This is a genomic window from Candidatus Pristimantibacillus lignocellulolyticus (genome assembly GCA_023639215.1).
Lineage (GTDB): Bacteria > Bacillota > Bacilli > Paenibacillales > Paenibacillaceae > Pristimantibacillus > Pristimantibacillus lignocellulolyticus.
Map to the genome: position 1 here is coordinate 190,812 of CP097899.1, position 25,106 is coordinate 215,917.

The 25,106-nt window shown below is 37.1% G+C and carries 24 protein-coding genes; 7 read left to right on the forward strand and 17 right to left on the reverse strand.

All coding sequences use genetic code 11. From position 1 onward, the window contains the following. Window positions 1-19: 19 nt before the first annotated feature. Window positions 20-877 (reverse strand): heme o synthase, encoded by an 858-nt coding sequence (cyoE, locus tag NAG76_00810; GenBank protein URN94834.1) that lies wholly within the window; start codon window positions 875-877, stop codon window positions 20-22. Between the two features lie 225 nt (window positions 878-1,102). Between cyoE and NAG76_00815 the strand changes: the two genes are divergently transcribed. From NAG76_00815 to NAG76_00825, 3 genes are all read left to right on the forward strand, one after another. Beyond that, a complete protein-coding gene (locus NAG76_00815) occupies window positions 1,103-1,525 on the forward strand; it encodes a cell wall hydrolase (protein ID URN94835.1) in 423 nt (140 codons plus the stop codon). 26 nt (window positions 1,526-1,551) lie between these two features. Further along, window positions 1,552-1,974 carry a spore coat protein GerQ gene (gerQ, locus tag NAG76_00820; protein URN94836.1) on the forward strand — a complete coding sequence of 141 codons (423 nt, stop codon included), beginning with the start codon at window positions 1,552-1,554 and terminating at the stop codon, window positions 1,972-1,974. 250 nt (window positions 1,975-2,224) lie between these two features. Then, window positions 2,225-3,220 carry a metal-dependent hydrolase gene (locus tag NAG76_00825; protein ID URN94837.1) on the forward strand — a complete coding sequence of 332 codons (996 nt, stop codon included), beginning with the start codon at window positions 2,225-2,227 and terminating at the stop codon, window positions 3,218-3,220. Between the two features lie 107 nt (window positions 3,221-3,327). Here the strand turns inward: NAG76_00825 and NAG76_00830 are convergent, their stop codons facing one another. Beyond that, window positions 3,328-3,540: an alpha/beta-type small acid-soluble spore protein gene (locus NAG76_00830; GenBank protein ID URN94838.1), complete on the reverse strand. Its 213-nt coding sequence runs from the start codon at window positions 3,538-3,540 to the stop codon at window positions 3,328-3,330. 122 nt (window positions 3,541-3,662) lie between these two features. Between NAG76_00830 and NAG76_00835 the strand changes: the two genes are divergently transcribed. After that, window positions 3,663-3,854 (forward strand): DUF5325 family protein, encoded by a 192-nt coding sequence (locus NAG76_00835; GenBank protein URN94839.1) that lies wholly within the window; start codon window positions 3,663-3,665, stop codon window positions 3,852-3,854. On the opposite strand, the gene NAG76_00840 is transcribed toward NAG76_00835, so the two are convergent. Beyond that, on the reverse strand, window positions 3,842-4,243 hold the full coding sequence (locus tag NAG76_00840) for an O-methyltransferase (protein ID URN94840.1): 402 nt from the start codon (window positions 4,241-4,243) through the stop codon (window positions 3,842-3,844). The genes NAG76_00835 and NAG76_00840 overlap by 13 nt on opposite strands. Before the next feature lie 254 nt (window positions 4,244-4,497). Between NAG76_00840 and NAG76_00845 the strand changes: the two genes are divergently transcribed. Further along, window positions 4,498-5,769, forward strand: coding sequence for a methyl-accepting chemotaxis protein (locus NAG76_00845; protein ID URN94841.1), 1,272 nt, complete (start codon window positions 4,498-4,500; stop codon window positions 5,767-5,769). 126 nt (window positions 5,770-5,895) lie between these two features. Here NAG76_00845 and NAG76_00850 read toward each other — a convergent pair whose 3' ends face one another. The 4 genes from NAG76_00850 to yicI form a co-directional block, all read right to left on the reverse strand. Continuing rightward, the gene (locus NAG76_00850) at window positions 5,896-6,783 is read right to left on the reverse strand and encodes a CAP domain-containing protein (GenBank protein ID URN94842.1); all 888 of its coding nucleotides are present in this window, start codon (window positions 6,781-6,783) and stop codon (window positions 5,896-5,898) included. A gap of 278 nt (window positions 6,784-7,061) precedes the next feature. Beyond that, on the reverse strand, window positions 7,062-8,084 hold the full coding sequence (locus NAG76_00855) for a Gfo/Idh/MocA family oxidoreductase (GenBank protein ID URN94843.1): 1,023 nt from the start codon (window positions 8,082-8,084) through the stop codon (window positions 7,062-7,064). A gap of 212 nt (window positions 8,085-8,296) precedes the next feature. Beyond that, window positions 8,297-9,079, reverse strand: coding sequence for a sugar phosphate isomerase/epimerase (locus tag NAG76_00860; protein ID URN96731.1), 783 nt, complete (start codon window positions 9,077-9,079; stop codon window positions 8,297-8,299). A 262-nt stretch (window positions 9,080-9,341) separates the two neighbouring features. After that, window positions 9,342-11,663 carry an alpha-xylosidase gene (gene yicI / locus NAG76_00865; protein ID URN94844.1) on the reverse strand — a complete coding sequence of 774 codons (2,322 nt, stop codon included), beginning with the start codon at window positions 11,661-11,663 and terminating at the stop codon, window positions 9,342-9,344. Between the two features lie 153 nt (window positions 11,664-11,816). Between yicI and NAG76_00870 the strand changes: the two genes are divergently transcribed. Together NAG76_00870 and NAG76_00875 are read left to right on the forward strand one after the other, a co-directional pair. After that, window positions 11,817-12,731: an AraC family transcriptional regulator gene (locus NAG76_00870; protein URN94845.1), complete on the forward strand. Its 915-nt coding sequence runs from the start codon at window positions 11,817-11,819 to the stop codon at window positions 12,729-12,731. Window positions 12,732-12,857: 126 nt separating this feature from the next. Next, window positions 12,858-13,085, forward strand: a complete 228-nt coding sequence (locus tag NAG76_00875; protein URN94846.1) for a 3-dehydroquinate dehydratase — start codon at window positions 12,858-12,860, stop codon at window positions 13,083-13,085. A gap of 63 nt (window positions 13,086-13,148) precedes the next feature. Here the strand turns inward: NAG76_00875 and NAG76_00880 are convergent, their stop codons facing one another. The 10 genes from NAG76_00880 to NAG76_00925 all read right to left on the reverse strand — a co-directional run bounded on the left by NAG76_00880 (window position 13,149) and on the right by NAG76_00925 (window position 24,996). Next, window positions 13,149-14,018 carry a protease modulator HflC gene (locus tag NAG76_00880; GenBank protein URN94847.1) on the reverse strand — a complete coding sequence of 290 codons (870 nt, stop codon included), beginning with the start codon at window positions 14,016-14,018 and terminating at the stop codon, window positions 13,149-13,151. An 11-nt stretch (window positions 14,019-14,029) separates the two neighbouring features. After that, window positions 14,030-15,091 carry an FtsH protease activity modulator HflK gene (hflK, locus tag NAG76_00885; protein URN94848.1) on the reverse strand — a complete coding sequence of 354 codons (1,062 nt, stop codon included), beginning with the start codon at window positions 15,089-15,091 and terminating at the stop codon, window positions 14,030-14,032. A gap of 254 nt (window positions 15,092-15,345) precedes the next feature. Next, complete coding sequence (locus tag NAG76_00890) at window positions 15,346-16,008, reverse strand: HAD family hydrolase (GenBank protein URN94849.1); 663 nt, start codon at window positions 16,006-16,008, stop codon at window positions 15,346-15,348. A gap of 129 nt (window positions 16,009-16,137) precedes the next feature. After that, entirely contained in the window at window positions 16,138-17,559 is a 1,422-nt protein-coding gene (locus NAG76_00895; protein URN94850.1) for an aldehyde dehydrogenase family protein, read from the reverse strand. Window positions 17,560-17,997: 438 nt separating this feature from the next. After that, the gene (locus NAG76_00900; protein URN94851.1) at window positions 17,998-20,619 is read right to left on the reverse strand and encodes a DUF2339 domain-containing protein; all 2,622 of its coding nucleotides are present in this window, start codon (window positions 20,617-20,619) and stop codon (window positions 17,998-18,000) included. Between the two features lie 178 nt (window positions 20,620-20,797). Continuing rightward, window positions 20,798-21,502: a hypothetical protein gene (locus NAG76_00905; protein ID URN94852.1), complete on the reverse strand. Its 705-nt coding sequence runs from the start codon at window positions 21,500-21,502 to the stop codon at window positions 20,798-20,800. Next, window positions 21,499-22,383 (reverse strand): ABC transporter ATP-binding protein, encoded by an 885-nt coding sequence (locus NAG76_00910; GenBank protein URN94853.1) that lies wholly within the window; start codon window positions 22,381-22,383, stop codon window positions 21,499-21,501. The genes NAG76_00905 and NAG76_00910 overlap by 4 nt, the downstream gene beginning before the upstream one ends. Window positions 22,384-22,507: 124 nt before the next feature. Further along, the gene (locus NAG76_00915) at window positions 22,508-23,191 is read right to left on the reverse strand and encodes a class I SAM-dependent methyltransferase (protein ID URN94854.1); all 684 of its coding nucleotides are present in this window, start codon (window positions 23,189-23,191) and stop codon (window positions 22,508-22,510) included. A 211-nt stretch (window positions 23,192-23,402) separates the two neighbouring features. After that, window positions 23,403-23,882 (reverse strand): hypothetical protein, encoded by a 480-nt coding sequence (locus tag NAG76_00920; GenBank protein URN94855.1) that lies wholly within the window; start codon window positions 23,880-23,882, stop codon window positions 23,403-23,405. A 154-nt stretch (window positions 23,883-24,036) separates the two neighbouring features. Then, complete coding sequence (locus NAG76_00925) at window positions 24,037-24,996, reverse strand: proline dehydrogenase family protein (protein URN94856.1); 960 nt, start codon at window positions 24,994-24,996, stop codon at window positions 24,037-24,039. Window positions 24,997-25,106: the final 110 nt, after the last annotated feature.

Sequence of the window (25,106 nt, forward strand, 5' to 3'; positions counted from 1 at the left end):
TGCTTTCCCCTTTCGCAAGTTACATTCTCGACGTATCGATGATCATTACAATAAACACAATCATTAAATAATTTACTGAAATTAAGAAATTGAATTTCGCCCACTTTTCTGTATCTTTTGCAGACAACCCCATAATGGTGTGTACAAGCCAAAAAACAGTCAAAATCGTAGATACAATCAAAAAGAATATACCAGTTAGATCATAAACGTAGAATAATATAACTGTAACTAACATTAACACTAAGTAAGGAATCATTTGAATTTTCGTACGCTTAATTCCTTTTACAACTGGCAGTAATGGAAATCCAGCTGCTCGATACTCCTCTACGCGACGAATAGCTAATGACCAGAAATGTGCAGGTTGCCATAAGAATAGGAATGCGAACAATAAAATAGCTCCCATATCAAATGTTTCTGTAACTGCACAGTAACCAATAACTGGAGGCATCGCTCCTGATATACCACCAACAGATGTACTCCAAGTTGATGTCCGCTTAAGCCACATTGTATAGATAACAATATAGGCAAACCAACCAACAAGTCCTAAAATACCGCATAACACATTAACTAATGTGAATAAAACTGTAACTCCAACTACCCCAAGAATAATACCATAAATTAATACAGATGTTGGCTTCATTCTTCCAGATGGAAGCGTACGATTACGCGTTCGTTCCATTTTCAGGTCAAGCTCACGATCATAAAAATTATTAATAACTGTTCCAGACGCCATTGTTAATGTACAGCCTATTATCATCCATAATAATAACCAGAAATCAAATGACCATTTAGATGCTACCCAGAAACCTCCTATGGAAGCAAATACATTAAGACGTAGCAAGCCAGGCTTAGTTAGTCCAATCAAATCTTTAAACACTTGTTGATCCTCCCGCTTCACGTAAAACGCTTTTCACGTTTGTCCTTCTATGTTGAATCGCTTCTAATCATACCGAAAAAATGCCAGTGTGACAATGTTCACTTCTGTTGTTCATCAATTCGTCATTCAAATGTGACAGAATTACTGTCACATTTAGGCAGTGTACTCCATACAATGTCATATGGATTTTTGCCTAGTTAAAGTGAAAGGAGTTGCATGGACAGTATGGCTGTTATTAAAACAAATTCTGAGCAAACAAAAATGCTTGCTCGATTAATGCGTGCTGAAGCTGAAGGTGAAGGCGAGCTAGGAATGCTAATGGTTGGTAACGTTGGCGTTAACCGCGTGCTTGGTGATTGCTTAGACTTTAGAAATATTCGCTCTATTCCCGATATGGTGTATCAAAATCCTGGTGGATTTGAAGCAACCCAAAAAGGCTATTTCTACCAAGCTGCTAGAGAAAAAGATATTCGCCTTGCAGAACGCGTTATTCGTGGAGAACGACAACATCCAGCTTCGAATGCACTTTGGTTTTTCCGACCTGCCGGCAATTGTCCTAGTACGTGGTATAACCAACAAAACAGTGGTCGATACAAAGCTCATTGTTTCTTCAAGCCTACTTGGGATGATTGTAAAACAGTTTATTAATTTGTTAATACGAAAGGAAGTTGTTCATGAATTACTTTAATGCTTCTCCCTATTATTATCCTTATTCTTATCCTACATTCTATCGTGATATGGAAACTATGCCTCCACAAGTACCTAGCGGAGCAGTTGTGACTCCGTCGGGCGGTAACATTGTTACAGCTACACCTACTTATGAAGAATCATATGTGGAAAATATTTTGCGTCTCAATCGTGGAAAAGTGGGTACATTCTATATGACTTATGAAAATAACTCTGAATGGAATGCGAAAATATTTCAAGGAGTTATTGAAGCAGCAGGACGTGATCACATCGTTGTGAGCAATCCTATAAATGGTGAGCGTTATTTGCTTCTTATGCTTAATCTTGATTATGTTACTTTCGATGAGCCAATTGCATACGAGTACCCATTCCATGGTGAAATGGTAACTCCTGAATCACCAGTAGAGTAATTAAAGTTTATTCCGCGCAGTGAATGAACAGTAATTTACATTGTTCATTCACTGCATCTTTGTGGCAAGAGTAATATTTTTTCATTATCTATTTTTAATAAACGTAATATTTCCCAACATTTCGTACATAATGGATGTAGACTCAAAGTAAGACTAGACGATTAGAAAAGTTTTAGCTTACGCTTCCGATGTAACTTTTCACCACAGGAAGTATGACTAGACGATAAGAAAAGTTTTAGGAGGTTTTATTTTGGATACAGCATCACATTTCGTCGTAGGAGTTGGACTAGCAGGTTTATCACAACTTGATCCAGTTGTCGTTAGTCAACCAGCTATGCAAACTGCAGTAATATTAGCAACGATTATTGGGTCGCAGGCACCAGATTTTGATACGATAACTCGATTGCGAAGTAATGCCGTCTATATTAGGCAACATCGAGGCATGTCTCACTCTATACCTGCAGTATTATTATGGACACTTCTCATTTCAGCCTCATTATATATGTTCTTTCCTATTAATGATGGATATGTGCATTTACTGAGTTGGACGTTACTTGCGGTTAGTTTACATGTCGGAATGGATCTGTTCAATACATATGGAACACAGGCTCTCCGTCCATTCTCGAAAGTATGGATATCTTGGAATATTATCCATATATTCGACCCTTTTATATTTATCACGCATATCATTGCTAGTGTTCTTTGGATATCTCATCTTGCTGATCCTACATTAATATTTCCTGTATTGTATATCATTATTGCTATCTACTATGTAGTAAGGGTTAGTTATCATTACTATTTGAAAAAGCATTTACAAAAAAGTATTCCAATTCAGAAAGATGATGTACTGACCATTATTCCCACAGTGAGATATCGGATATGGCATCTTATGATTAAAAAGGGAGATGGCAGTTATAAGCTAGGTACCTTGAACAGAGGTAATATTCGGTGGGTTGAGCAAATCTCTTCAGATCATCATCCACTAATTAATAAATCAAGTCATCATCCTACAGTGTCTGCTCTTCAAAGCTTTACGAAACATACTGTAGCTCATATTATTGAACATCATTGGGGAACCGAGGTTCGCTGGTGTGATGCTCGTTATCGACATCGAAGACAATATCCATTTGTCGCCATTGTTTTCTATGATCACGATGAGCAACCATTAGCATCTTATGTTGGTTGGTTAAATGATCAGAAACTTTACAAAAGATTATATAATGAAGCTAAACTTTCATCTCAATAATTACAAAAATGAATTGTTTGTACTGGTTTAATAAAAACCATATAATAAAAGAAGCTCAAGGTTCCCCTTGAGCTTCTTTCTTGAATATATTGAATGAAATATCAAGTTTAACGTTGTCCGCCAGACAAGTGCTGTTCAGCAATTTGTACTAGCTTACGAGTGATGTAACCACCAATGGAACCTGCTTCACGAGTAGTTAGGTTTCCGTTATATCCTTCTGGTGAAAGTTGAACACCTAGCTCCTGTGCTGCTTCCATTTTCATTTGGTTTAATGCTTGAGTCGCTTGTGGAACGATTAATTGATTGCTTTTATTTGCCATGATGTAAATCTCCCTTCGTCCTCATAGGTAAAATTCATATTGCAAGCTTGCAAACATATTATGTGCACGAATAAGATTACTATACAGATTTTCTAAAACTTTTTTTTCAAAGGAGAATGAACTTGTCTAAATCACTATCTTTATTGTTCTCTTGTCTAGGGATTTTCTGCTTAGCTGGAATGTCTATTGCAATGGCTCATAGTCTCAAGTGGGTAATTTTTTGGGGTGTTTTATCGCTTTTTTCTATTGGAACGGGGTTTATGGTGAAGGTAAAAATGCGGAATAGAAAAGGTCAATCACCTCAAGAGGAATAGTCAATTAAGCCGTTTCGCTTAGAATAGGGCACATAATTCCAAGTTGACATATTGTAATTGGATTCATATAGAACACTAGCGGACCAACCTTTACGATTAGATCTTACTGAAAAATCGTATAGAATTTCGCCATGAGTCCAATTGCGCTTCATCTTCAAAGCATCGACTGCCAAAACTCTAAATCGATCTACTTGCTCCTTTGTTAACCCTGAACCTTCTGCTTGAACCTCATCTTCTTGAATGTGAATAGGATGATGTTTAATACCAAATTTTCCGATCGTATCATTTCTCACAATAATTAAAACTGTACCTGCTAGTGCCCCTGTTAATTCATGTTCTAGTTGACGAAATACAAAGTCAACTTGTCTTGCCAAAGAAACTTCACTCATATTATTACTCCCTTCAAATATTTTTTGTGTAAACTCAGTTCTAATATAACGCGTATTTTGTCTTCTTGCACCGAAAGATAGCACTGTATTTTCCGAAACATTTTGCGGTATTTCCCTAATCAATGATAAAATCTGCGCAACTATTGCACTAACTTTTGCACAGTTATCTAAGAAATATTGACTATTAATGTCGTAGACCTAATAGGAAAGTGGTGCTATAATATGGATATTATTGAAAAAGGAGCGCTTACAATATGGAAAAGTTCACTAATTGGTTCAATTCGTTATCCGTTAGAAGTAAACTTGTTTTCGTTACATATTCTAATCTTTCCATTTTAACCCTGCTAGCGCTAATTACCACAATTATTATGGGCGACAATTTCACTGTCTTATTAATCGTTGCCGCAGTATCATTTGGGATTGCGTATCCTATTATTGCTTTTGTTGATGGTGCGATTACATCTTCATTTGATGAGATTCAGAGTGCAGCAAATCGAATTTCAAAAGGTGATTTTTCTCAAACCATAGATGTAACTGCAACTAATGCTGGTGAATTAGGACACACATTTAACAGAATGGTTATTAAACTTAGAGATATATTATCAGAATCAATGAACATTACGAAACATGTCGCGGAAACAAGTCGCAGTATCTTCGAAAAAAATAACAGCATTCAATCCACAATGGAACAAGTAGCAGTATCTGCAACGGAACTTGCAACTGGAGCTAATGCAATCTCTGAAGATGTATCTGATATGACAGAATCCATCAATGAGATTGAAGTGCGAGTTACAAACTACGCTAATTCTACAAAAGAAATGAATGTTCGTTCTGAAGAAACAATTCAACTTGTACATAAAGGTCGTGTCGCTCTTGAAAATCAAAGCGTCGGTATGAATCGTAATATTGAGGCTACTGAACAGGTTGCGGTAACGATTAAAGAATTGGCTGAGAAAGCTAAAGGAATTTCCGCAATGACGAAAGCAATTTCTGAAATTGCAGAGCAAACGAATCTACTTTCCTTAAATGCTTCTATAGAGGCAGCTCGCGCAGGAGAACACGGTCGTGGATTCGCAGTTGTTGCACAAGAAGTTCGTAAACTTGCTGAAGAATCAACAGCTTCTACAAAAGAAGTATTCAACTTAGTAAAAAGCATTGATAAAGGTATACAAGATACAATGCACAATATGAAAGTAAATGAGGAAGTTGTTAGTTTGCAAGCAGCACATATTCGTCAAACCGAAGAAATCTTCAATCAAATTGTTGAAAGCATTCAATTCATTAGTGAACAAATATTCAACTTCTCTAAAGAAAGCGATAGTATGCTTGATAGTGCTCAGAAAATTTCTTCTGCGATTCAAAGTATTTCTGCTATTACAGAAGAGTCTGCTGCAGGTACAGAGGAAGTTTCAGCTTCGATGAATGAACAGATTCCATCCGTACAAGTCGTTGTTTCTGAAACAGAGCAAATGCTTAACATGGCAACTCAGCTTCAACGTACGATCCAAATATTCAAATTAAAATAATTAGGCATCCATTATCTAATATTCGATAATGATCATCCTCGTTATCAAAATCTAATAATAATGAAAAGCCTTCCTTGAGAATTCAAGGAAGGCTTTTTTCACCATATTGGTACATATATGATTGCATTAACCAATGAAGATTTGAACCCATTCACCGTTAACATATCCAACGCCAATTTTTGTAAAGTTAGCACTTAAAATATTGGCTCTATGTCCTGAACTGTTCATCCAATCATTCATAACTTGAGCAGCAGAGGTTTGACCAGTAGCAATATTTTCACCTGCATATGAATAAGAGACACCATAAGTTTTCAACATATCGAATGGAGATCCATAAGTTGGAGAATTATGACTAAAGTAGTTATTAACATCCATATCTCTTGCTTTTTCCATTGCTACAGTATTAAGGCTAGCATCTAAAGATAGTGCAGATAGACCAGCTGAAGCACGTTGTGCATTAACCAATTTCAAAATTTCATTCTGAGTTGCTGATACAGAAGAATTTCCACCGCCAGGTGCTGGTGTTGCTGTTGGTTTCACTGTTGGTGTAGGAGTTGCACTTGGTTTTACTGTCGCTGTAGGCTTAATTGTTGGTGCTGGTGTTGCACTTGGTTTTACTGTCGCTGTAGGCTTAATTGTTGGTGCTGGTGTTGCTGTAGGCTTAACTGTTGGCGCTGGTGTTGCACTTGGTTTTACCGTCGCTGTAGGTGTCACTGTCGCTGTTGGAACAGGAGTCACTTCAGGTTTGAGATTAGGTACATATATGCAGAAACCAGTTTGAAGATTAAATTTCCAATTACCAATTGTAATTGTTGTTTGATTTGAATCAGATATCTTATTAAGTAGACTATTCATAAGATTAGATTGCCAATTCGATGTATAAGATTGCTTATTCATGTCAACCTTAGTAATAGTAGAAGCAGCATCTACACTAGCACCTGTTAAAGTAGAAGTACTAATAAGTGCGGTTGCCACAAATGTTGCGACACCCAATTTCCATTTTTGATTTGCCATAATAAATTCCTCCTATAACTTTTATTGACTTCTAAAATTCAGAAGTAAAATCCAAAATTTGTGCGTACCAACATGTCAATTTCCACTTTATCGTATCAGAGCTTTTTTTAGGTTTCATGTCGCAAAAATTACCAATCTTTTTATGTAAGCGATTACAACACTAAGTTTACTGCATTATTAAAATCCATTCACTTTGGTAATTGTAACTAACTCTTGGAAATTTACACAAAAAAAGAGCATTTCGGTGTTTACCGAAATGCTCTTTTCCGTAAAATATATTAGTTCACTTTAATAATGCGACCAGTTGCTTGAGACTCAAATGCATCAAGAATAACTTTAAGAGATGCTCTACCTTCTTCGCCTGTTACAGCTGGAACAGTATCATTGACAATGGATTCGATGAATTTCTCAATTACGCCACTTGCTACTTGTTTTTCATTCGTAGACATTTCACCTGTTTGATATTTTGTTATCGTTCCATCGCGTAGCTCGACAATAACATCATCGATTGGATCTGTACATACACGCATTACACCATTTTCACACCATAAAACAGTGCTATTATCTTCACCCTTGTAATATGTCCAACTTGCTACTAGAGTACCAATAGCACCAGATTTCATACGAAGGATACAAGAAGAGTTATCGTCACTCTCTGTATCTTTTTTATCTAGAGTTCCCACGAAAGCAGCAATTTCAGATACTTCATCGTCAAGCATCCAGCGGATTAGATCTGATTTGTGAACACCTAGATCGCCCATTGCACCCATAATTGCTTCTTCTTTACGGAAGAACCAGCTATCAGCACCGTCAATGCTCCAAGAATCAGGACCAGGATGACCAAAAGAAGTACGGAAAGTCAGCACTTTTCCAAGTATTCCTGATTTTAAAATTTCTTTTGCTTTTTCATGTGCCGGCACAAAACGTTGGTTATGTCCAACCATAAGCTTCACATTATTCGCTGTAGTTGCTTCGATCATTGCTGCCGCTTCAGCATCAGTAACAGCCATTGGCTTTTCTACAAGAACATGAGCACCAGCTTTCGCGGCCTCAATTGTCATTTCAGCATGCAAGAAGTTAGGCGTACACACGCTTACTGCGTCAGGTTTAACTGCTGCAAGCATTTCTTTATAGTCTGTGAATGCCTGTGCACCATGCTCATTAGCGTAAAGCTCTGCACGTTCAATAATCGGATCTACAAATGCAACTAGCTCAACATTAGCGTTACTTGCATATTCAGGGATATGACGATATTTCGAGATGGAACCGCAACCAATTACTGCTACTTTAACTTTAGACATGAATTAATACTCTCCTTTGGGGTAGTTTAATAAGCGAACTTTGATAACGATGATAAGCTTCGTAGTGTATTCGACATCGAATATGAAGCGAACTTGGAAGGTCCGGTACGCATGTACCAATAACGTACATTTGCGTTTCCTCCCTCCGCAAGTAGCGCTCCATCTTCTCGATTGTTAAAGTCCGCTTTTTAAACCTTCATTTTTAATAATACCTATTTGAACTGATTAAGATAATTCTGTTGTACCCAATTAAAACTTGTAGCAATTGATTCAAATGGTGGATTGGTACATGAATCCTGCTCTACAATAATCCATTCAACACCAGCATCAGAAGCTGCCTTCACAATATCTAATAATGGAAGAACCCCTTCACCTAGTTCAACAGTATCGATCTGTTTTTCAGGATCACGACTTTCTTTCAAGAAATCTTTCAAATGTAGCAATGGTAAGCGACCAGCATATTTGTTAATGTAACCTACTGGTTCAATTCCAGAGTATTTCACCCATCCAATATCCATTTCTACTTTAAGATCAGTAGCCGGAATACGTTCGAATAGTGCTTCGAACACCATTTGACCATCAATTAGTGTGCTGAATTCAAAATCATGATTGTGATATAAGAATTCAATCCCTTGCTCAGTACAAGCATGACCAATTTGAGCAAGATCAACAAGATGTTGACTCCAAGCATCTACATCACGAAGTTCTGGAGCTAACCAAGGGCAGATCGCATATTTTGCACCAATTGTTTTCAAATATGCAATTTCATTGTCCAAGTTCTCTTTCAAATTTGAAAGCTGAATATGACTACCAATCGCTTTCATGCCTAGCTCATCTAATAATTCACGCATTTTATTTGCTGGAATATCTCCATAATGGTAAAATTCTACACCTTCGTATCCCAATCCTGCAACATGACGTAAAGTACCTTCAAAATCAGCTTCTAATTGTTCACGAAGCGTAAAAAGCTGTAATCCGATTGACATTCTATTCATCATATTCAAGCTCCTTTATATTGTTATCGATTTATGTCTTATTTTGTCCATCTGAAATTAGTATAGCGCATACATTATTATAAAAACATTAATTGAATTAGCAAAAACTTATGTTATTTTGGCTTTTCCTATTATACCCCTTTGGTTATTTCTTCATTGTTTGATTATACCAATTAAGCGCAGGTATAACTAACATTCCAAAATGAACAACAGGACTTAGGTTACGTGCACCTAAATCCTGTTATTATTCATTAATATGTTATTACGCTAATTCAATTGTAAATTTTTCATTACCTTTCGGCTTAAGAATAATACGTCCTGCTTCAACTGCTGCTTCTATTCCTGCAACCGCTGTAATCTCACCTTCACCTTTAACAACAATTGAAAGAGGATAATTTACACCGTTTAATGTTACTGCAATAGAATTTCCATTGCGAGTTGCTTCTACAGTCAATGAGATATTCCCTTTACTATCACGTACAGCTGTTGACGCTGTTACACCATCTTGCAAGTTGTAAAATTGTAATTCAACACCATCAGCGTATTCATAATCAGGCCGATCATCAACTGCGCCTATAGCAAGGACTGTATTTTGTCTAACAAACAATGGCAAGCTCATGAAACCATGAGTTTCTGATTTCCAAGCACCTCCTGTTACCACTTCACCAGTTAAAAGATGTGTCCATTGACCAGCAGGAAGATAATAACTCACTTCTCCTTCTTCATTGAAGATTGGAGCGACAAGTAGGCTCTCTCCTAACATATATTGACGATCAAGTTGTTCTACAGCAGGGTCTCCATGGAACTCAAGTACCATTGAACGCATTGCAGGAATACCTAATTCATGAGCCTCCACAGCCGTATTGAATAGATATGGCATTAGTGAACATTTTAACTTCGTAAAGTATCGAGTAACGTCAACTGCCTCTTGATCATACTCCCAAGGTACTCGGTATGATCTCGAACCATGCAGACGGCTATGACTAGATAATAAACCAAATTGCAACCAACGCTTAAATACATGACTAGGAGCAGTGTTCTCGAAACCACCAATATCATGACTCCAGAAACCAAAGCCAGACATACCTAAAGATAATCCACCACGCAGACTTTCTGCCATTGATTCATAATCCGCATAACAGTCACCACCCCAGTGTACAGGGAATTTCTGTCCTCCAGTAGTTGCTGAACGAGCAAATACTGCTGCTTCATTTTTACCAAGCTTTTCTTCAAGCACTTCAAATACGACTTTATTATAAAGTTGAGTATAGTAGTTATGCATTTTGTACGGATTAGATCCATCAAAGTATACAACATCAGTTGGAATACGCTCACCGAAATCTGTTTTGAAGCTATCTACGCCCATATCTACAAGTTCACGTAAATATGATGCATACCATTCACATGCAGCAGGGTTAGTAAAATCTACAAGTCCCATACCTGGTTGCCATAGATCCCATTGCCACACATCTCCGTTAGCTTTCTTTACAAGATAACCATTTTCTTTTCCTTCTTCAAATAATCGAGAACGTTGAGCGATATAAGGGTTAATCCATACACATATTTTCAAACCACGCTCTTTCAGGCGGGTAAGCATACCTTCTGGATCTGGGAATACTGATTCATCCCATTTGAAATCTGTCCAATGGAATTCTTTCATCCAGAAACAGTCGAAGTGGAAGACGTGAAGCGGAAGATCACGTTCAACCATACCATCTACAAATGAGTTAACCGTTTCTTCATCGTAGTTCGTTGTGAAAGAAGTACTTAACCATAGACCAAATGTCCATGCTGGTGGTAATGCAGGGCGACCTGTAAGTTGTGTGTATCGATCAAGTACACCTTTCAGATCAGGACCATCAATAATAAAATATTCTAGTGATTCTCCTTCAACGCTAAATTGAACTTTTTTCACTTTTTCAGAGGCTATTTCAAAAGATACAAGTTCAGGTTGATTGACGAATACACCGTAGCCTTTATTCGTCATATAGAAAGGAATATTTTTGTATGCTTGTTCAGAGCTTGTACCAGCATCTTGATTCCAAATATCAACCGTCTGACCATTTTTCACAAATGGAGTAAAACGTTCGCCAAGTCCGTAAACTAGCTCACCAACACCTAGATCAAGTTCTTCACGCACATATGCACGTTCTTTACCTTCTGTAATATAAGCCATAGAACGTTGTCCGCTTCCCGTTAGACGTTTTCCACCACGGAAGAAATCAACTTTCCATTCTGGACCTTTAGCAATATGAACACTTAAGTCTCCACTAGTAAGCACTGCTTCATGCTCATTTTCTTCAATAACTGCATTGCTTTGGGCAGATTTCGAAAGTTCGAAGTTAGGACCAAGATTGCGTACCCCTGAATGATGAATAATTTTCACTCCAATAACCCCTGGTAATGGAGAATGGAATTGAATCGTTAATAACATCGTATCTAGCATACTAGCTCTATTTAGAAGTAGACGCGGTGCAACATAAGTCGTTAATACACCTTCCTTCTCATAGAATTCATGTGCTTGAACTGCAGCTTGAACATTAAATTGCTCATGAATTAACCAGTTTCCATTTGAAAATTTCATCTTAAAGGCACAACCTTTCTATTGTTAAATGATCTTAATTGGACATTAAATTAAATTGATATAATTGCATTATACTGATAATATTGGTAAAATTCTAACAGTATAATGCTGAAATATAGCACTATTTTGATCCTTATATAAGAGGGTGACACAATGGACTTAAGTATTAAAACATCGCTGAAAGAAAATAGACTTCATGGGAATGAGCAATTTCCTCTCGCGGCTTATTGGATCGATCAAAATATTGCAGGTGTACCCATATTAGATTGTCATTGGCATAACGAAATGGAATTTTTCTATTGTGTGCAAGGAGAAGTATTATTTCAAGTAGATACTGATTACTATGTAGTCAAAGCAGGCGAAGCAATATTTATTGATAGCGGAGAAATCCATACTGGTCATTCGCATCATAACGCAACCTGTATGTATAGAGCGCTCGTGTTCGATCCTCAGTTTTTAGCAAGTGCTAGCTATGATGTTATACAAGCTCAATATGTTGCACCTTTATTTGATAGCACTCGCACTTTCCCTCGTCATATTAAGCCACAATCACATTGGGAGAAACAATTGCTAGATGCCCTTATAAATATTTTATCGCACTGTGATCAGCAAGATTTGGGATATGAGCTTAGTGTTAAGCTGCTATTGCTGCAAATGTTACATACCATTCTCTCTGAAGGTAGACATGAAAACCGCAGTAAACGTGAATTACATGATCATACGAAAACGATTCGCTTGAAAAAAGTTATTAGCTACATTCAAACCCATTTCAATCATCCACTTAAAATATCGCAAATAGCGGAACAAATCCCGATGAGTGATGGTCAGTTCTGTCGTTTCTTCAAAAGCATGACTAGGCAAACTCCAATTGAATATATTAATTCCTATCGCATACGTCGTGCTGGTGAGTTACTACTAGACCCATCCAACAAAATCTCAACCGTCGCATTAGATGTTGGCTTTGATCATATAAGCTATTTCGTAAAAGTATTTCGTCAACAGATGAACTGTACCCCCTCTGAATATCGCAAAAAAATGTTAGTTCATTCCATTGAGTTCATTTCCTAAGAAAATTCTAATCTTATTTCGCATATTTCTAGCAATATTGTCATAGTTAAACATCGATTTTTAAGGTAATCTTAAGGTTACTTCGCTACAATACATTCATACTTTGTTGTGTTGGAGGAATTAATCATGACAACTACAGTTGTATTCCAGGAAAAACAGATACCTGTATATATGCAAGAACTCAATAAGAAGGCTATGCGCAAACTAGAAGCGATCTTGAATCAAAAATGGGAAACAGGTAAGCAAGCCCTAAAACTTTGCTTGGCTACGCTCATTAGTATCGAAGTTATTGGTTCAGAAGCAACGTTACATGCGTTAACAGAACATCATACCTTAACGATATCTCTTTATTAAATACATAAAGGGACGAAACTACTATTCCAAGTAGCTTCGTCCCTTTTGTTGTTCATGTATATACTATTCGCCTAACAATATTTGAGCGTATGGAGATTCAATCGGCATCATAATGACTGGTTCATTGCGCATCGTTACAACATAACTCTCTAACGTTCGATACAGATTGTAGAACTCAGGGTCTTTGCCGTAAGCTTCATTATAAATTTTCGCTGCCTCTTGTTCACCTTCAGCTACGATCTTTTTCGAATCAGCCTCTGCTTGAGCCATTAATTCTAGAGCAGTACGATCTGCTTTTGAGGTGATTTTCTTAGATTCTTCATCACCTTCTGAAAGATAACGAGCAGCAATGGACTGACGATCGGAAATCATTCGATTATAAACACTCTCCTTATTGCTTTCAGGAAGATCCGTTCGCTTAATACGTACATCGACGATTTCAATACCATAATTATCACGTTGAAGTGACAGTGCTACATCTTTAGTGATCTCATCATTCAAATCACCTCTTGCTGTATTTTCACTAATGATTTCATCATAATTCACTTCAGAAAGTTTACGTCTTACTGAGTTATAAACTGCTTCGTTAATCCGTTGTGCCCCATCACTTACAGTATGACTTGTTTTATTAAATTTCACTGGATCATCAATTCTCCATACCGTGTAATTATCGACTAGAATTATTTTCTTGTCCTTCGTCATAATTTGAGTCGGCACATTTTCATAAGTCATCTGGTACTTAGGCAGCTCCTTAATATTGTCGATAAAAGGAACTTTAAAATATAGTCCTGGCTCTGTCTTAGAATCGATCGCTTCACCAAATCGTAATACGATTTTATACTCGCCTTCTTTAACAATAAATAACGAGCCAAACAAGCAAATAACGATTACTATACCCACGATAATAAATCCAGTAAGCTTAAATTTTTTCATATATTCTCCCCCTACTGTGTACCAGCAGAGCTGGAATTCGAACTGCTAGATGATGAATTATTCGTTGTTGAACTATTTGAAGAAGAACTATTCTTTTTATTCAAAAGTTCATTAAGTGGTAAATAGTTCACCGTATCACTACCGGTATTTGTAATAATAATTTGAGCGTTAGGCAATATTTTTTCTAATGTCTCCAATATTAGGCGACTCTCCGTAATCTCTTTGTTATTCGCGTACTCAGCGTAGATCGCATTGAACTTAGCTACATCACCTTGCGCATTCAAAATACGCGACGCCTTTTCTGCTTCTGCTAATTCAATTAAAGCTTGAGCTTCACCACGAGCTTTTGGAATGCGATCATTCTCATACTTTGTTGCATTATTAATTTTCGTATTTTTCTCTTCTCGTGCATTAGTAACTGCTCGGAAAGCATCTGCTACTTGACCATCCGGTGGTTCAATATCTTGAAACTTCAAATCAATAATAATAATGCCCGTATTGTACTTATCTTGTAATTTCATTAATTGTTCTCTTGCTAATTCTTGAATAACTGTTTTACCGTCAGTAATTGCATAATCTAATTTCTGTGCCCCCATCACCGAGCGGATAGATGCTATGGCAGAGTTACGGAGAAAAGTTTCATGATTATCAATGTTCGTTAAGTAATTTTTGATATTTCCTATTTTCCATGTAATTACAGCATCCGCAGACACTATGTTTTCATCTCCTGTAATCATCATCGCTTCGGACTCATCAACAATATCACCGCCTGCCGATTCACGGTAGCCAATAGTAATATACTGCGTCATCTCCGCTGGAACGATCTTTACATCTTGAATAGGATATGGAAGTTTGAAATGTAAACCTGAAGTTTCTTCACCTGTTATCTTACCAAATGTTAATATTACTGCTCGTTCACGTTCCTCTACGGTGTAGAACGAAGTAAACCCGACATACAATAAAATAATAGCAATACAAACACCAATTACTGATTTTCCAATAACTTTCGGATTCCAAGGAACATCTTTCCTTTGTTGATTGCTCTCTTCACTGTTTCTAGTTTCAAAATTCAAATCCAACTCCCCTTTCGATTTCAATACATCATATGACTTTATACGGATATTTTACCATTTGGTCACAGAATTTTAAGCTTCTTTTAAGGTTTACTATTATCGTGGTCTCATTATCCCCCTAAAATGCCTTCAAAACCTTCCTAACACTATAGCTGGACATCATTACGAAAAATAAAAAAGAACGATCTATTATACGCAAATAGATCGTTCTTTTATGTTATAACAACTAACCAACCACAATTAAGAATTCCTTACTACTTTTCCCCGATACGATCAATCACTTCAGATAAAGTGAACTGTGCCATCGAAGTTAGAATTAACGAGCAATGTTCAAATGTAAAATGTTGCGTGACCGGATTAGGAACTGCAACGCAATGTATCCCCGCTGCTACCGCGGCTAATGAACCATTATGTGAATCTTCAAAAGCAATCGCTTCATGACCTTCAACACCTAGCAACGATAACGCTCGCAAGTAAAGTTCTGGATTAGGTTTGACATTCGTGACATCATCGGATGTACAGATGTAATCAAAATATTGATGCAAATCATATCTTGTAAAAAATTCATCAATCCACTTACGGTTAGAGCTTGTTGCTAAAGCTATTTTCATATTCATCTGTTTTGCCTGATGGATATAATCCATTACACCCTCTCGCAACACAAGACTAGGTAACACTAAGTGTAATCTTTCTCGATGTAGCGTTTTTATGAATTGAGCATCTAAATCTTGTTTCGATAAATCCGCAAGATTTGTGTATGGATTAAATTCACCCATATTCGTACCTATGTTTTGCGCATATGTCTCGATTAGCAATTCAACTTCATATTCCTTGTATATTTGTTGAAGCACCTCATACTCTAATGTTTCTGTATCAATAATTAATCCATCAAAATCAAATACAATAGCGCGTATCATTTAATTCCCCCTAAATAAATATTGTTTACACTACCAATTATACTAGATGACGACAATGCTACGTACAATCTCTTCATAATCACAAGCACCATTTTTCTCATGTACTTTATATGTATGAAGAGAACATAGCTACACCTTCACGATTACAAGCTTACTCGTTGTCATATCTTCCATAGCATAAGGTACACCTTCTTTGCCAGTTCCACTGAGCTTAACCCCACCATAAGGCATATGATCTACACGATATGTTGGAATATCATTAATTAGCACTCCGCCTACTTGTAAATTAGCTGCTGCTTTCCAAGCTGTTTCAAGAGTTTTACAATAGACTCCAGCTTGTAAGCCATACTCTGAGTGATTGACCATTTCTATGGCTTCCTCTATAGAAGCGACCTTATTTACAATAACGATTGGTGCAAATACTTCTTGGCAACTTATTGCTGAATGTTGCGGCACGTCTAGCAAAATTGTCGGTTCAAGGATTACATCATCTTTAGTTCTTCCTCCCAAAGCAAGAACAGCACTATCATCCATCGCTTCTTGAATCCATTGTAAAGAGCGAGCAATTGATGTCTTAGATATTAGTGCAGAAACATCAGTTTCAATAGACAATGGGTCTCCAAGTTGTAGTCGTGATGTAGCTTCAACAAGTTTCTGTACAAAACTCTCATACTGATCTCCAACTACATAGATACGTTGCAATGAAATGCATACTTGACCATTATTGCTAAATGCGCCAGTGACGCAACGCTCTATAATTTGTTCTGTCATCATCTCATCGTCAATAATAACTGCTGAATTAGATCCAAGTTCAAGTGTACGTTTCTTAATTCCTGCAAGCTGAGATATTCTCATCCCTACCGCCGGACTACCTGTAAATGTAATCATATTGACACGCCGATCGCTAGCGAGATACTCTCCAAGCAGAACGCCATCTCCTGTCACGATATTCAAGACCCCGTCTGGTAGACCAGCCTCTTTGAATAACTCTCCGATAAAGTAAGCAGATAATGGAGTTTGAGGTGCAGGTTTTAACACAACCGTGTTTCCAGCCGCAATAGCTGGGCCAATCTTATGGGCAACTAGATTCATCGGGAAATTGAAAGGTGTAATTGCTCCAACAACTCCGATCGGCTCACGAATCGTAAAAGCTAATCGACCTTCACCGCCTGGCATAGCTGCCATAGGAACCATCTCACCTGTCAATCGCTTCGCTTCTTCCGCTGCATACTGATACGTTTGAATGGTACGTTCTACTTCTATATAAGATTGCTTTATTGGTTTAGCTGCTTCAAGACTAATACAACGAGCCGCTTCGTCTTTGCGCTCGGCTAGCAATTGAGCTACTTTACTTAAAATATGTGCTCGTTCATGAGCAGCAAGCTTTCGTTGCAATGAACAAGCAGCTTCTGCTGAAACAATCGCATCATCCAGTTGACCTATCGTTGCTTGTGCAATTGTTGCAATAACCTCTCCTGAATAAGGAGAACGTAATGGCTCATAATGTTCAGCAAAAACTTCTTGCCCGCCAATGAGTAAATGCTTCTTCATCTTGTAAACTCCTTTTTATGTGTTAACACCGCTGTGTGGCAGTACGCCGATCTCATCTGGACCGCTTCGCGAACAGTACGTTGCTCCAATCGACACCGCTTCGCGAACAGTACGTTGCTCCAATCGACACCGCTTCGCGAACAGTGCGTTGCTCCAATCGACTTTAGTTCAACGATTTATTGGAAGTTGTTAAAGGTATAAATCGTTGAACAAGGCCGAACGCTCCACTTTTCCACAACAACTGTTCGCTCCGCTACGAAGTGGTTTACTACTTACAATATCCTCATTTTCACATATTCATTATAAAATCACAAAAGAAATCGTTTCTCAGTTCAATGGGGCTATCCCCATCTATTACTAAAAAACGATTTCTTTTAACCTTCAATGTAAAACGATAGTTCGTTGTTCTTATTCATTCCAATAATTATTACTCGTCAGCTAGCTGTTAATATTATTATTCTGTTTGTCTTCTCTTTGCGCGTTGTACATTAACCGAGAAATGAGTATGCCAACACCGCCTAAGACGATAAAGATAACTGCTTTTATACCAAGATGTACATGCGAGATATCAATAAAAATGACTTTCATCAATACAACAAATAATAGTAGCATTCCCGTTATTCTTGGCTTAGTCCATGTCTTCAGTAACCCAAGGACTATAGCACCGATAGCATAGATCGTCCAGAAGGCTGACATAAAGTAATGCTGCATTTCTAGCTCGAGCTCTCTACTAAGCACAAGCGATAACATCGATACAAATATAAATCCAACTAATGCTGAAAGCCAACGAATAATCGGTAATGTAACATCCTCATCACTATTGCTATCATTAACAATATTACTATTATATTGATTATGAATGAATAACAAGGATACTAAAATTATTATCCAATTTAACATTTCACCAGAGAATACATGTGGCACTTTTTGTAGCATAACGACAATAGAGATAGTAACGAAAACAAGACTAGAAAGAATTCCATATACTACATATTTCATTCTTATCGCTACAATTAACGATAACGATACAATCAATTGCACCATTGTTGAGTTAAAACTACCCGCTACAAGATCGACAAAGAGTATAAGTGCAATGAAACTAGTTATCATTAAACTCAGCTCATGACGGTATCGATAAGTACTTTTCTCTTCAGCTACAGCTTCGTTAATCTTATTATTGAAGAAAAACGATCCTCCTAAATAACATAGAAGTATAAGCCCTAATCCAATCCAGTAAGAATTCTTATAGTTGTCACCTAGTAAGGTATAAGACCAAAGTAATGCACTAGGTACTGCCACAATTTGCATGGCCATGTAGTTTATCGTATGTTTCTTATCTATTAGGAAATGAGCAAATAAACAAAGGAGTTGAATAATTACAGCTATAACATATAAACTCTCTTGAACAACAAAGAATTCATCATATGCAATAAGTAATGAGAAATGAAGCAGAACAAATGCAAACCAGTAAGCTACTTGATACATGAGTTTGTAGCTTAGAATTAACATTAATATCGAAAATGCTAATTGTGAAATAATGAATAGTGATCCATTAATTTCAGTTAGATCTACGAGCAACGCACAGAGAAAACCTGAGATAACCGAGATTGTAATTAATGTTTGTGATTTCCAACGTAAAGAAGAATATATAATTTGTGAAAAAGCTATGAAATAACAAACAATTGCTAACGGTATAGGAAGTATTTCATAAGCTAGATGAGCTACGGATATCGTAATTATTAGTAATCCATGCGACCCGCCTAGTAATACTTTTCCTAATGCAGCTCTTTTATGACGATATTGACTTAAGCCCAGTACATAAAGCACAACCGCAATAAAAACTCCTAACAAACAACGAACTGGTTCAGATAAGTATCCTTCTTTCACTACTGCAACAAAGCCCCATAACATACCAACTAACATAACAATAATAAATACAATTGGTAACCAAATCCGAGCTAAAACATTTTCAAAGTTACGAGTTGATTTTTCTTTTTCTTCTTTAGTATACGGTTGGTAGTAGACATGTTGCTGCTGTGGATTCGCTCCTTGCCGCGCGGCTTGGTTCCACTGCTGTGGATTTCCTCCTTGCGGCGCGGTTGGTCTATGCTGCTGTGGATTCGCTCCTTGCGGCGCGGCTTGGTTCCACTGCTGTGGATTTCCTCCTTGCGGCGCAGCTTGGTTCCACTGCTGTGGATTCGCTCCTGGTGGCGCAGCTTGGTTCCACTGCTGTGGATTTGCTCCTTGTGGCGCGGCTTGGTTCCACTGCTGTGGATTCGCTCCTTGCGGTGCGGCTTGGTTCCACTGCTGTGGATTTCCTCCTTGCGGCGCATCTTGGTTCCACTGCTGTGGATTTCCTCCTTGCGGCGCAGCAGGTTTATGCTGCTGTGGATTCGCTCCTTGCGGTGCAACTTGGTTCCACTGCTGTGGATTCGCTCCTTGCGGTGCAGCTTGGTTCCACTGCTGTGGATTCGCTCCTTGCGGCGCGGCTTGGTTCCACTGCTGTGGATTCGCTCCTTGCCGCGCGGCTTGGTTCCACTGCTGTGGATTCGCTCCTTGCGGCGCAGCTTGGTTCCACTGCTGTGGATTCGCTCCTTGCGGCGCGGCTTGGTTCCACTGCTGTGGATTCGCTCCTTGCCGCGCGGCTTGGTTCCACTGCTGTGGATTTGCTCCTTGCGGCGCGGCTTGGTTCCACTGCTGTGGATTCGCTCCTTGCGGCGCGGCTTGGTTCCACTGCTGTGGATTCGCTCCTTGCGGCGCAGCTTGGTTCCACTGCTGTGGATTCGCTCCTTGCGGCGCAGCAGGTCTATGCTGCTGTGGATTCGCTCCTTGCGAGGCAACTGGTCTATGCTGCTGTGGATTCGCTCCTTGCGGCGCGGCTTGGTTCCACTGCTGTAAATTCGCTCCTTGCGGCGCGGCTTGGTTCCACTGCTGTAAATTCGCTCCTTGCGGCGCGGCTTGGTTCCACTGCTGTGGATTCGCTCCTTGTGGCGGAGCAGGTATATGCTGCTGTGGATTCGCTCCTTGCGGCGCGGCTTGTTGGTCCGCTTCGTTTTGCATAGCTTTCAGCTCTTCGGCTAGCTTAGCAATCTGCTTTTCAATTTCTTCTTTTTTATTTTGCGAATCGATTATAAACTCCTCCTCAGATGTATTCTTGTTATCAAATACTCGGAAACTTTAGTAAAATGTTCCATTCCTGAAGTATTATATCACATCAGTTTTATTCCTAGACTGTTATCTACATTCTTTTTTGTTGTAGTTTCAAATAAATCAAAACACACACCATGAAGTACAATATCGGAAAAAATAGTGACGCAAAAATTGATAACGAAGAATAATTGTCGAAGGCAGAGAACATATTAATCATCTGAAATGCTGGTGGCATTAACCAAAATAGGTATATAAGCCAAGATCCATAAGTTTCTATAATCCCATTCTTAGCCAAAGTAATAACAAGGATAATTAGTATACATGAAATAGAAAAACTACCACTTTTAATAAATGAACTATTAAAAAATAACGGAATAATAATTCCTAGAAGCGATATTTCAAAATGTATTGCTAGTGCTAATAACCACATTTTCAAAGTTAGAGGCTCATCGAACATATTAGTTGCTAGTGGATAGAGTACAGCTAATATACATAAACCAAAACATAACATACATACCATCACAATTTTACCTATTAAATATGTACGAATACTCCCAGCATGTAGAGAAATAATTTGACCATGGATTCTGTTAGTAGAGTTTAAAAAACTATAGCAAATCCAAGCAGAAATAATATATAAGAAGACCGCTGACAAAGCGTAAGTTTCCACAACAGGATTCGGTTTATAGGAGTAAAGAATCATTATACATAATAAAAAGAATACGATAGCTGGAAAATAGCGATGAGAACGAATATAGCTCTTTAATAAATAGTTTACCAAGTGAAAGGTCAACTAGATTCCTCCTCTCGATCATTGCTCGTTAGTTCTAAAACACTCCTTCGTCTTATTTCCTTCATTACAGAAATAATAGAATAGTTATGTTGCAATAATTGTAACAAGACAGAATCTCGGTGTTCCTCTTTTAGAATAAGTTCATTTTCATTATTGTGAGTTAGAATAAATTCCGAATTAATACAATTAGAGATAGGAATAACTTCTAACATTTGATCATTAGAGTAAATAATTTTGAAAAGCGATTCATTTAATTGCGTATTTGGATTGTCCGTATGAACTTTACCGTCCTTTATTACAATGACACGATCAGCAATTTCATCTAATAGTGAATTTTCATGACAAGACATAATAATTGTAATTCCTTGATCCTTAAACGTTTGGAGCATAGCTATCAATTCTTTGCGAGAGTTTGCATCTAAACCTGACAAGGGCTCATCAAGAATAAGTATGCTAGGATTTCCAAGTACAGCTTGTAACAAATTAAGCTTTTGAAGCATTCCTTTTGAAAAGTAAGTGATTTGGTAGCTCACATTCAAATTAAACTTATTCAGTAAATCTATAATATTTCGCTTTAATTCGTACTTAGGTAACTTTTGAATTCGTCCCATTGTAAATAGGTATTCTTCAGCAGTAAATTTCAACTTAGGAAATTGTTCAGGTGCATAGCCAATTTTAGAATGGTTAGCATATATAATCTCACCTGTAGAGCAAGGAATAAGGCCAGCAATCATTTTTAAAACCGTAGATTTACCGGAGCCATTCCTACCTACAATTGCAACACATTGATTCTTGTGTAATTTGATAGAGATTTGATCTAGAACGGTATGTTCTCTTGAAAAAGACTTACTCACTTTTCTAAGTTCAATTAATGACTCCATCATTCACCTCAGATTGTTAGATCTATACTTACTTATACAAAATAATTAATAGTTACACGTTCACCTTCATGAATATACCATGAATTAAAAACATTGTATATTTATGGTCCTTCTCTTAATACTTCTAAGATTTCCTTCCATATAATACTGCAAAATTATAATACTTATATATGCAATCTACATCTGAAAACCCAATACTTTTCAGACTCTTTAATTGATCTTCTAAATTAGACATCTTATCGAGTTTTGTTCTTTCATACGCAGAAGCTATTTCCTCCACGCATAAACCACTTGCTTCTACTTTGTTTTTCCAATCTGATTTATAGAGTCCGTCAAGATAAGTTGTTGCTCCAAGAACTTGATCAGCATTAATAAATACACCGCTATCCTTCAAATTAACATAGCTATTTTGATACAACTCATATTTTTGATCATCTGATAGATGATGTATCGAAAGCGCTGAGACAATGATGTCATACTGCTCTTGTGCTTTATGGTATGTATAATCATCTACAATATAGTTAACATTGGGATACGATTGAAGTCTTAACTTAGCTACATCAAGCATTTTCTCTGAGAGATCTATTAAGGTAATAGAAGCCTCAGGATATTTACGCAACAGCAATGAGGACAATAAACCTGTACCAGCGCTCAAATCCAAAATAGCTGGCATTTTTTTGTTACTATTCGCAAGTGCAGTTGCAATACCATAAAAATCATCAAAACAAGGAATTAACTTTTTGCGTTGCTCATCATATTTCTGTGCAACCTCATTAAATGTACTCATGATCTCTTGATGGTTATTCATTGAACCAACCTCCACTGTAATAGTTTTCACTATCATATAAGAAAGAGGTTTATTACAGAAATATATAATGTTTATAACTATAAAAGGTTTTAACTATAACTTGATGCATAGTAAGGATTCTTTCTTAATTGAAAAATCAGTTATTTATATAATAATTAGCGCACTATCAACTTAATTAACAATTGCTGTTTCACCTTATACTATTTACTCCTTACAGCTTATCGATCATAGCTAGTACATGTTCTCTAACTAGTGTTTTTTCTTCGGAAGTCATATCGTTTGAGTTAAAATTCTTGGCATTTTGAACGGTTATAAGGATTGTGGAAGGTTCTTGAAGTTCTTCTTTGAGGTTTTTTCCTTCTTCAGTGAGTAGCATTTTAGATTTTTTTGCATTGGAATGGCTAATTTCTGTTCGCAGATAATTTCCATCTACATCATAAAAGTCCTCAATAGATTTAACATCTGAATTTATATTGCTTTTCCCTTCCTTTACAATTGTTATTGAATTTCCTATCACATAACCAGTCGTCTCAAATATACCTTCATCATTTTGATTATCATCAAATGTCTCTATCATATAAACTTCATCGGTTTCATATTTCTCAAATTGACCGCATGCACTTATGAGCAAACAAGTGAGCATAAGTAGACACGTCTTCACTATAATCAAAATCTTTTTGTTATATTTCATTACATCACTCCTAACTTGGATTAGTTCTGAATGTTATACCACTATCATACCACACACTGTAAATTATTTACTTTAACAAAAAAACGTTCACAGAGGTGAACGCTTCATATCATTTTCATCTTATCTTATGTGAAGTTAGTACAAATTCATCTATTCAATCAACTATACTTCTTTCTCTAATGGATTCATTAATAATATCAGTTACTGCTAAATATAAGTTTTCAGGTTGTTCTGCAATTCGATGGCAAAGATATAAATACCACTCACTTCCATACGTTAAATAGACTCTACAACGATATTCCTTCTTTCTTAATTCATTGAGTAACTCTGGACGTACACCATAAAGCATCTCTACTTCAACATTTGATTTATCAAAATATTGACGTCGCACTATCTCTTGAATAAGCATTTCATCATGTGTAGCAATTGATATCGGATGGTTCGCTTTCACTAACTGTTCAACATACTCAAGATACCGGCTATTCAGTTCTTCTGATCTGATCATGGCTATATCAATAGGCTCTTGAAAAGCCCCTTTTACAAGTCTTATTTTTCCTGGATATTGAATAAGTTCTTGTAAATCTACCTTTGTACGATAAAGATAAACTTGTATACTTATTCCAACATTTGCATAGTTTGTAGCTATTTTTTTGTAGAGAGAGAGAATATCACTAGTCTTTGATGATTCTTCCATACCTATCATCAAAGTTATTCCATACCGCTGAGCTTTTTGTGCAAGCTCTTCAAGGTACTTATAAGTAATCTCAGCATTAATAGAAAGGCCTATATGAGATAAATCAAATGATACAGTTTGCTTTAAAGATAATATTCCCATTTCCTCAATTACTTGTAAAAGCTCATTCTTTGCCCTTTCACATTCCCCTAAGTCAGTTATATTTTCCCCAATATATTCAATAGAGATATTATAATTATTATCGAGATATTCACGTGCAACCGTAATGACATCCTCTCTCTTTTCTCCTGTTACATATCTTTTTGCTGCTTTCCATAATAACGGATAGAGCTCTGTTGACTGTTGCACAGCATATTTCAATCTATCATCTCGTGCTGCGCTTTTTAATGCTTGAATCACTAATTCTTCTGCTTTTTTCATATTTATTCCTCCTATTAGTTATTGGTAAATACTGTATCATGATATAATTGGTAACTGTAGAACCACTTGAAAGAGATTTTAAAGGTACCACTTTCAAATCGGAGGAATGA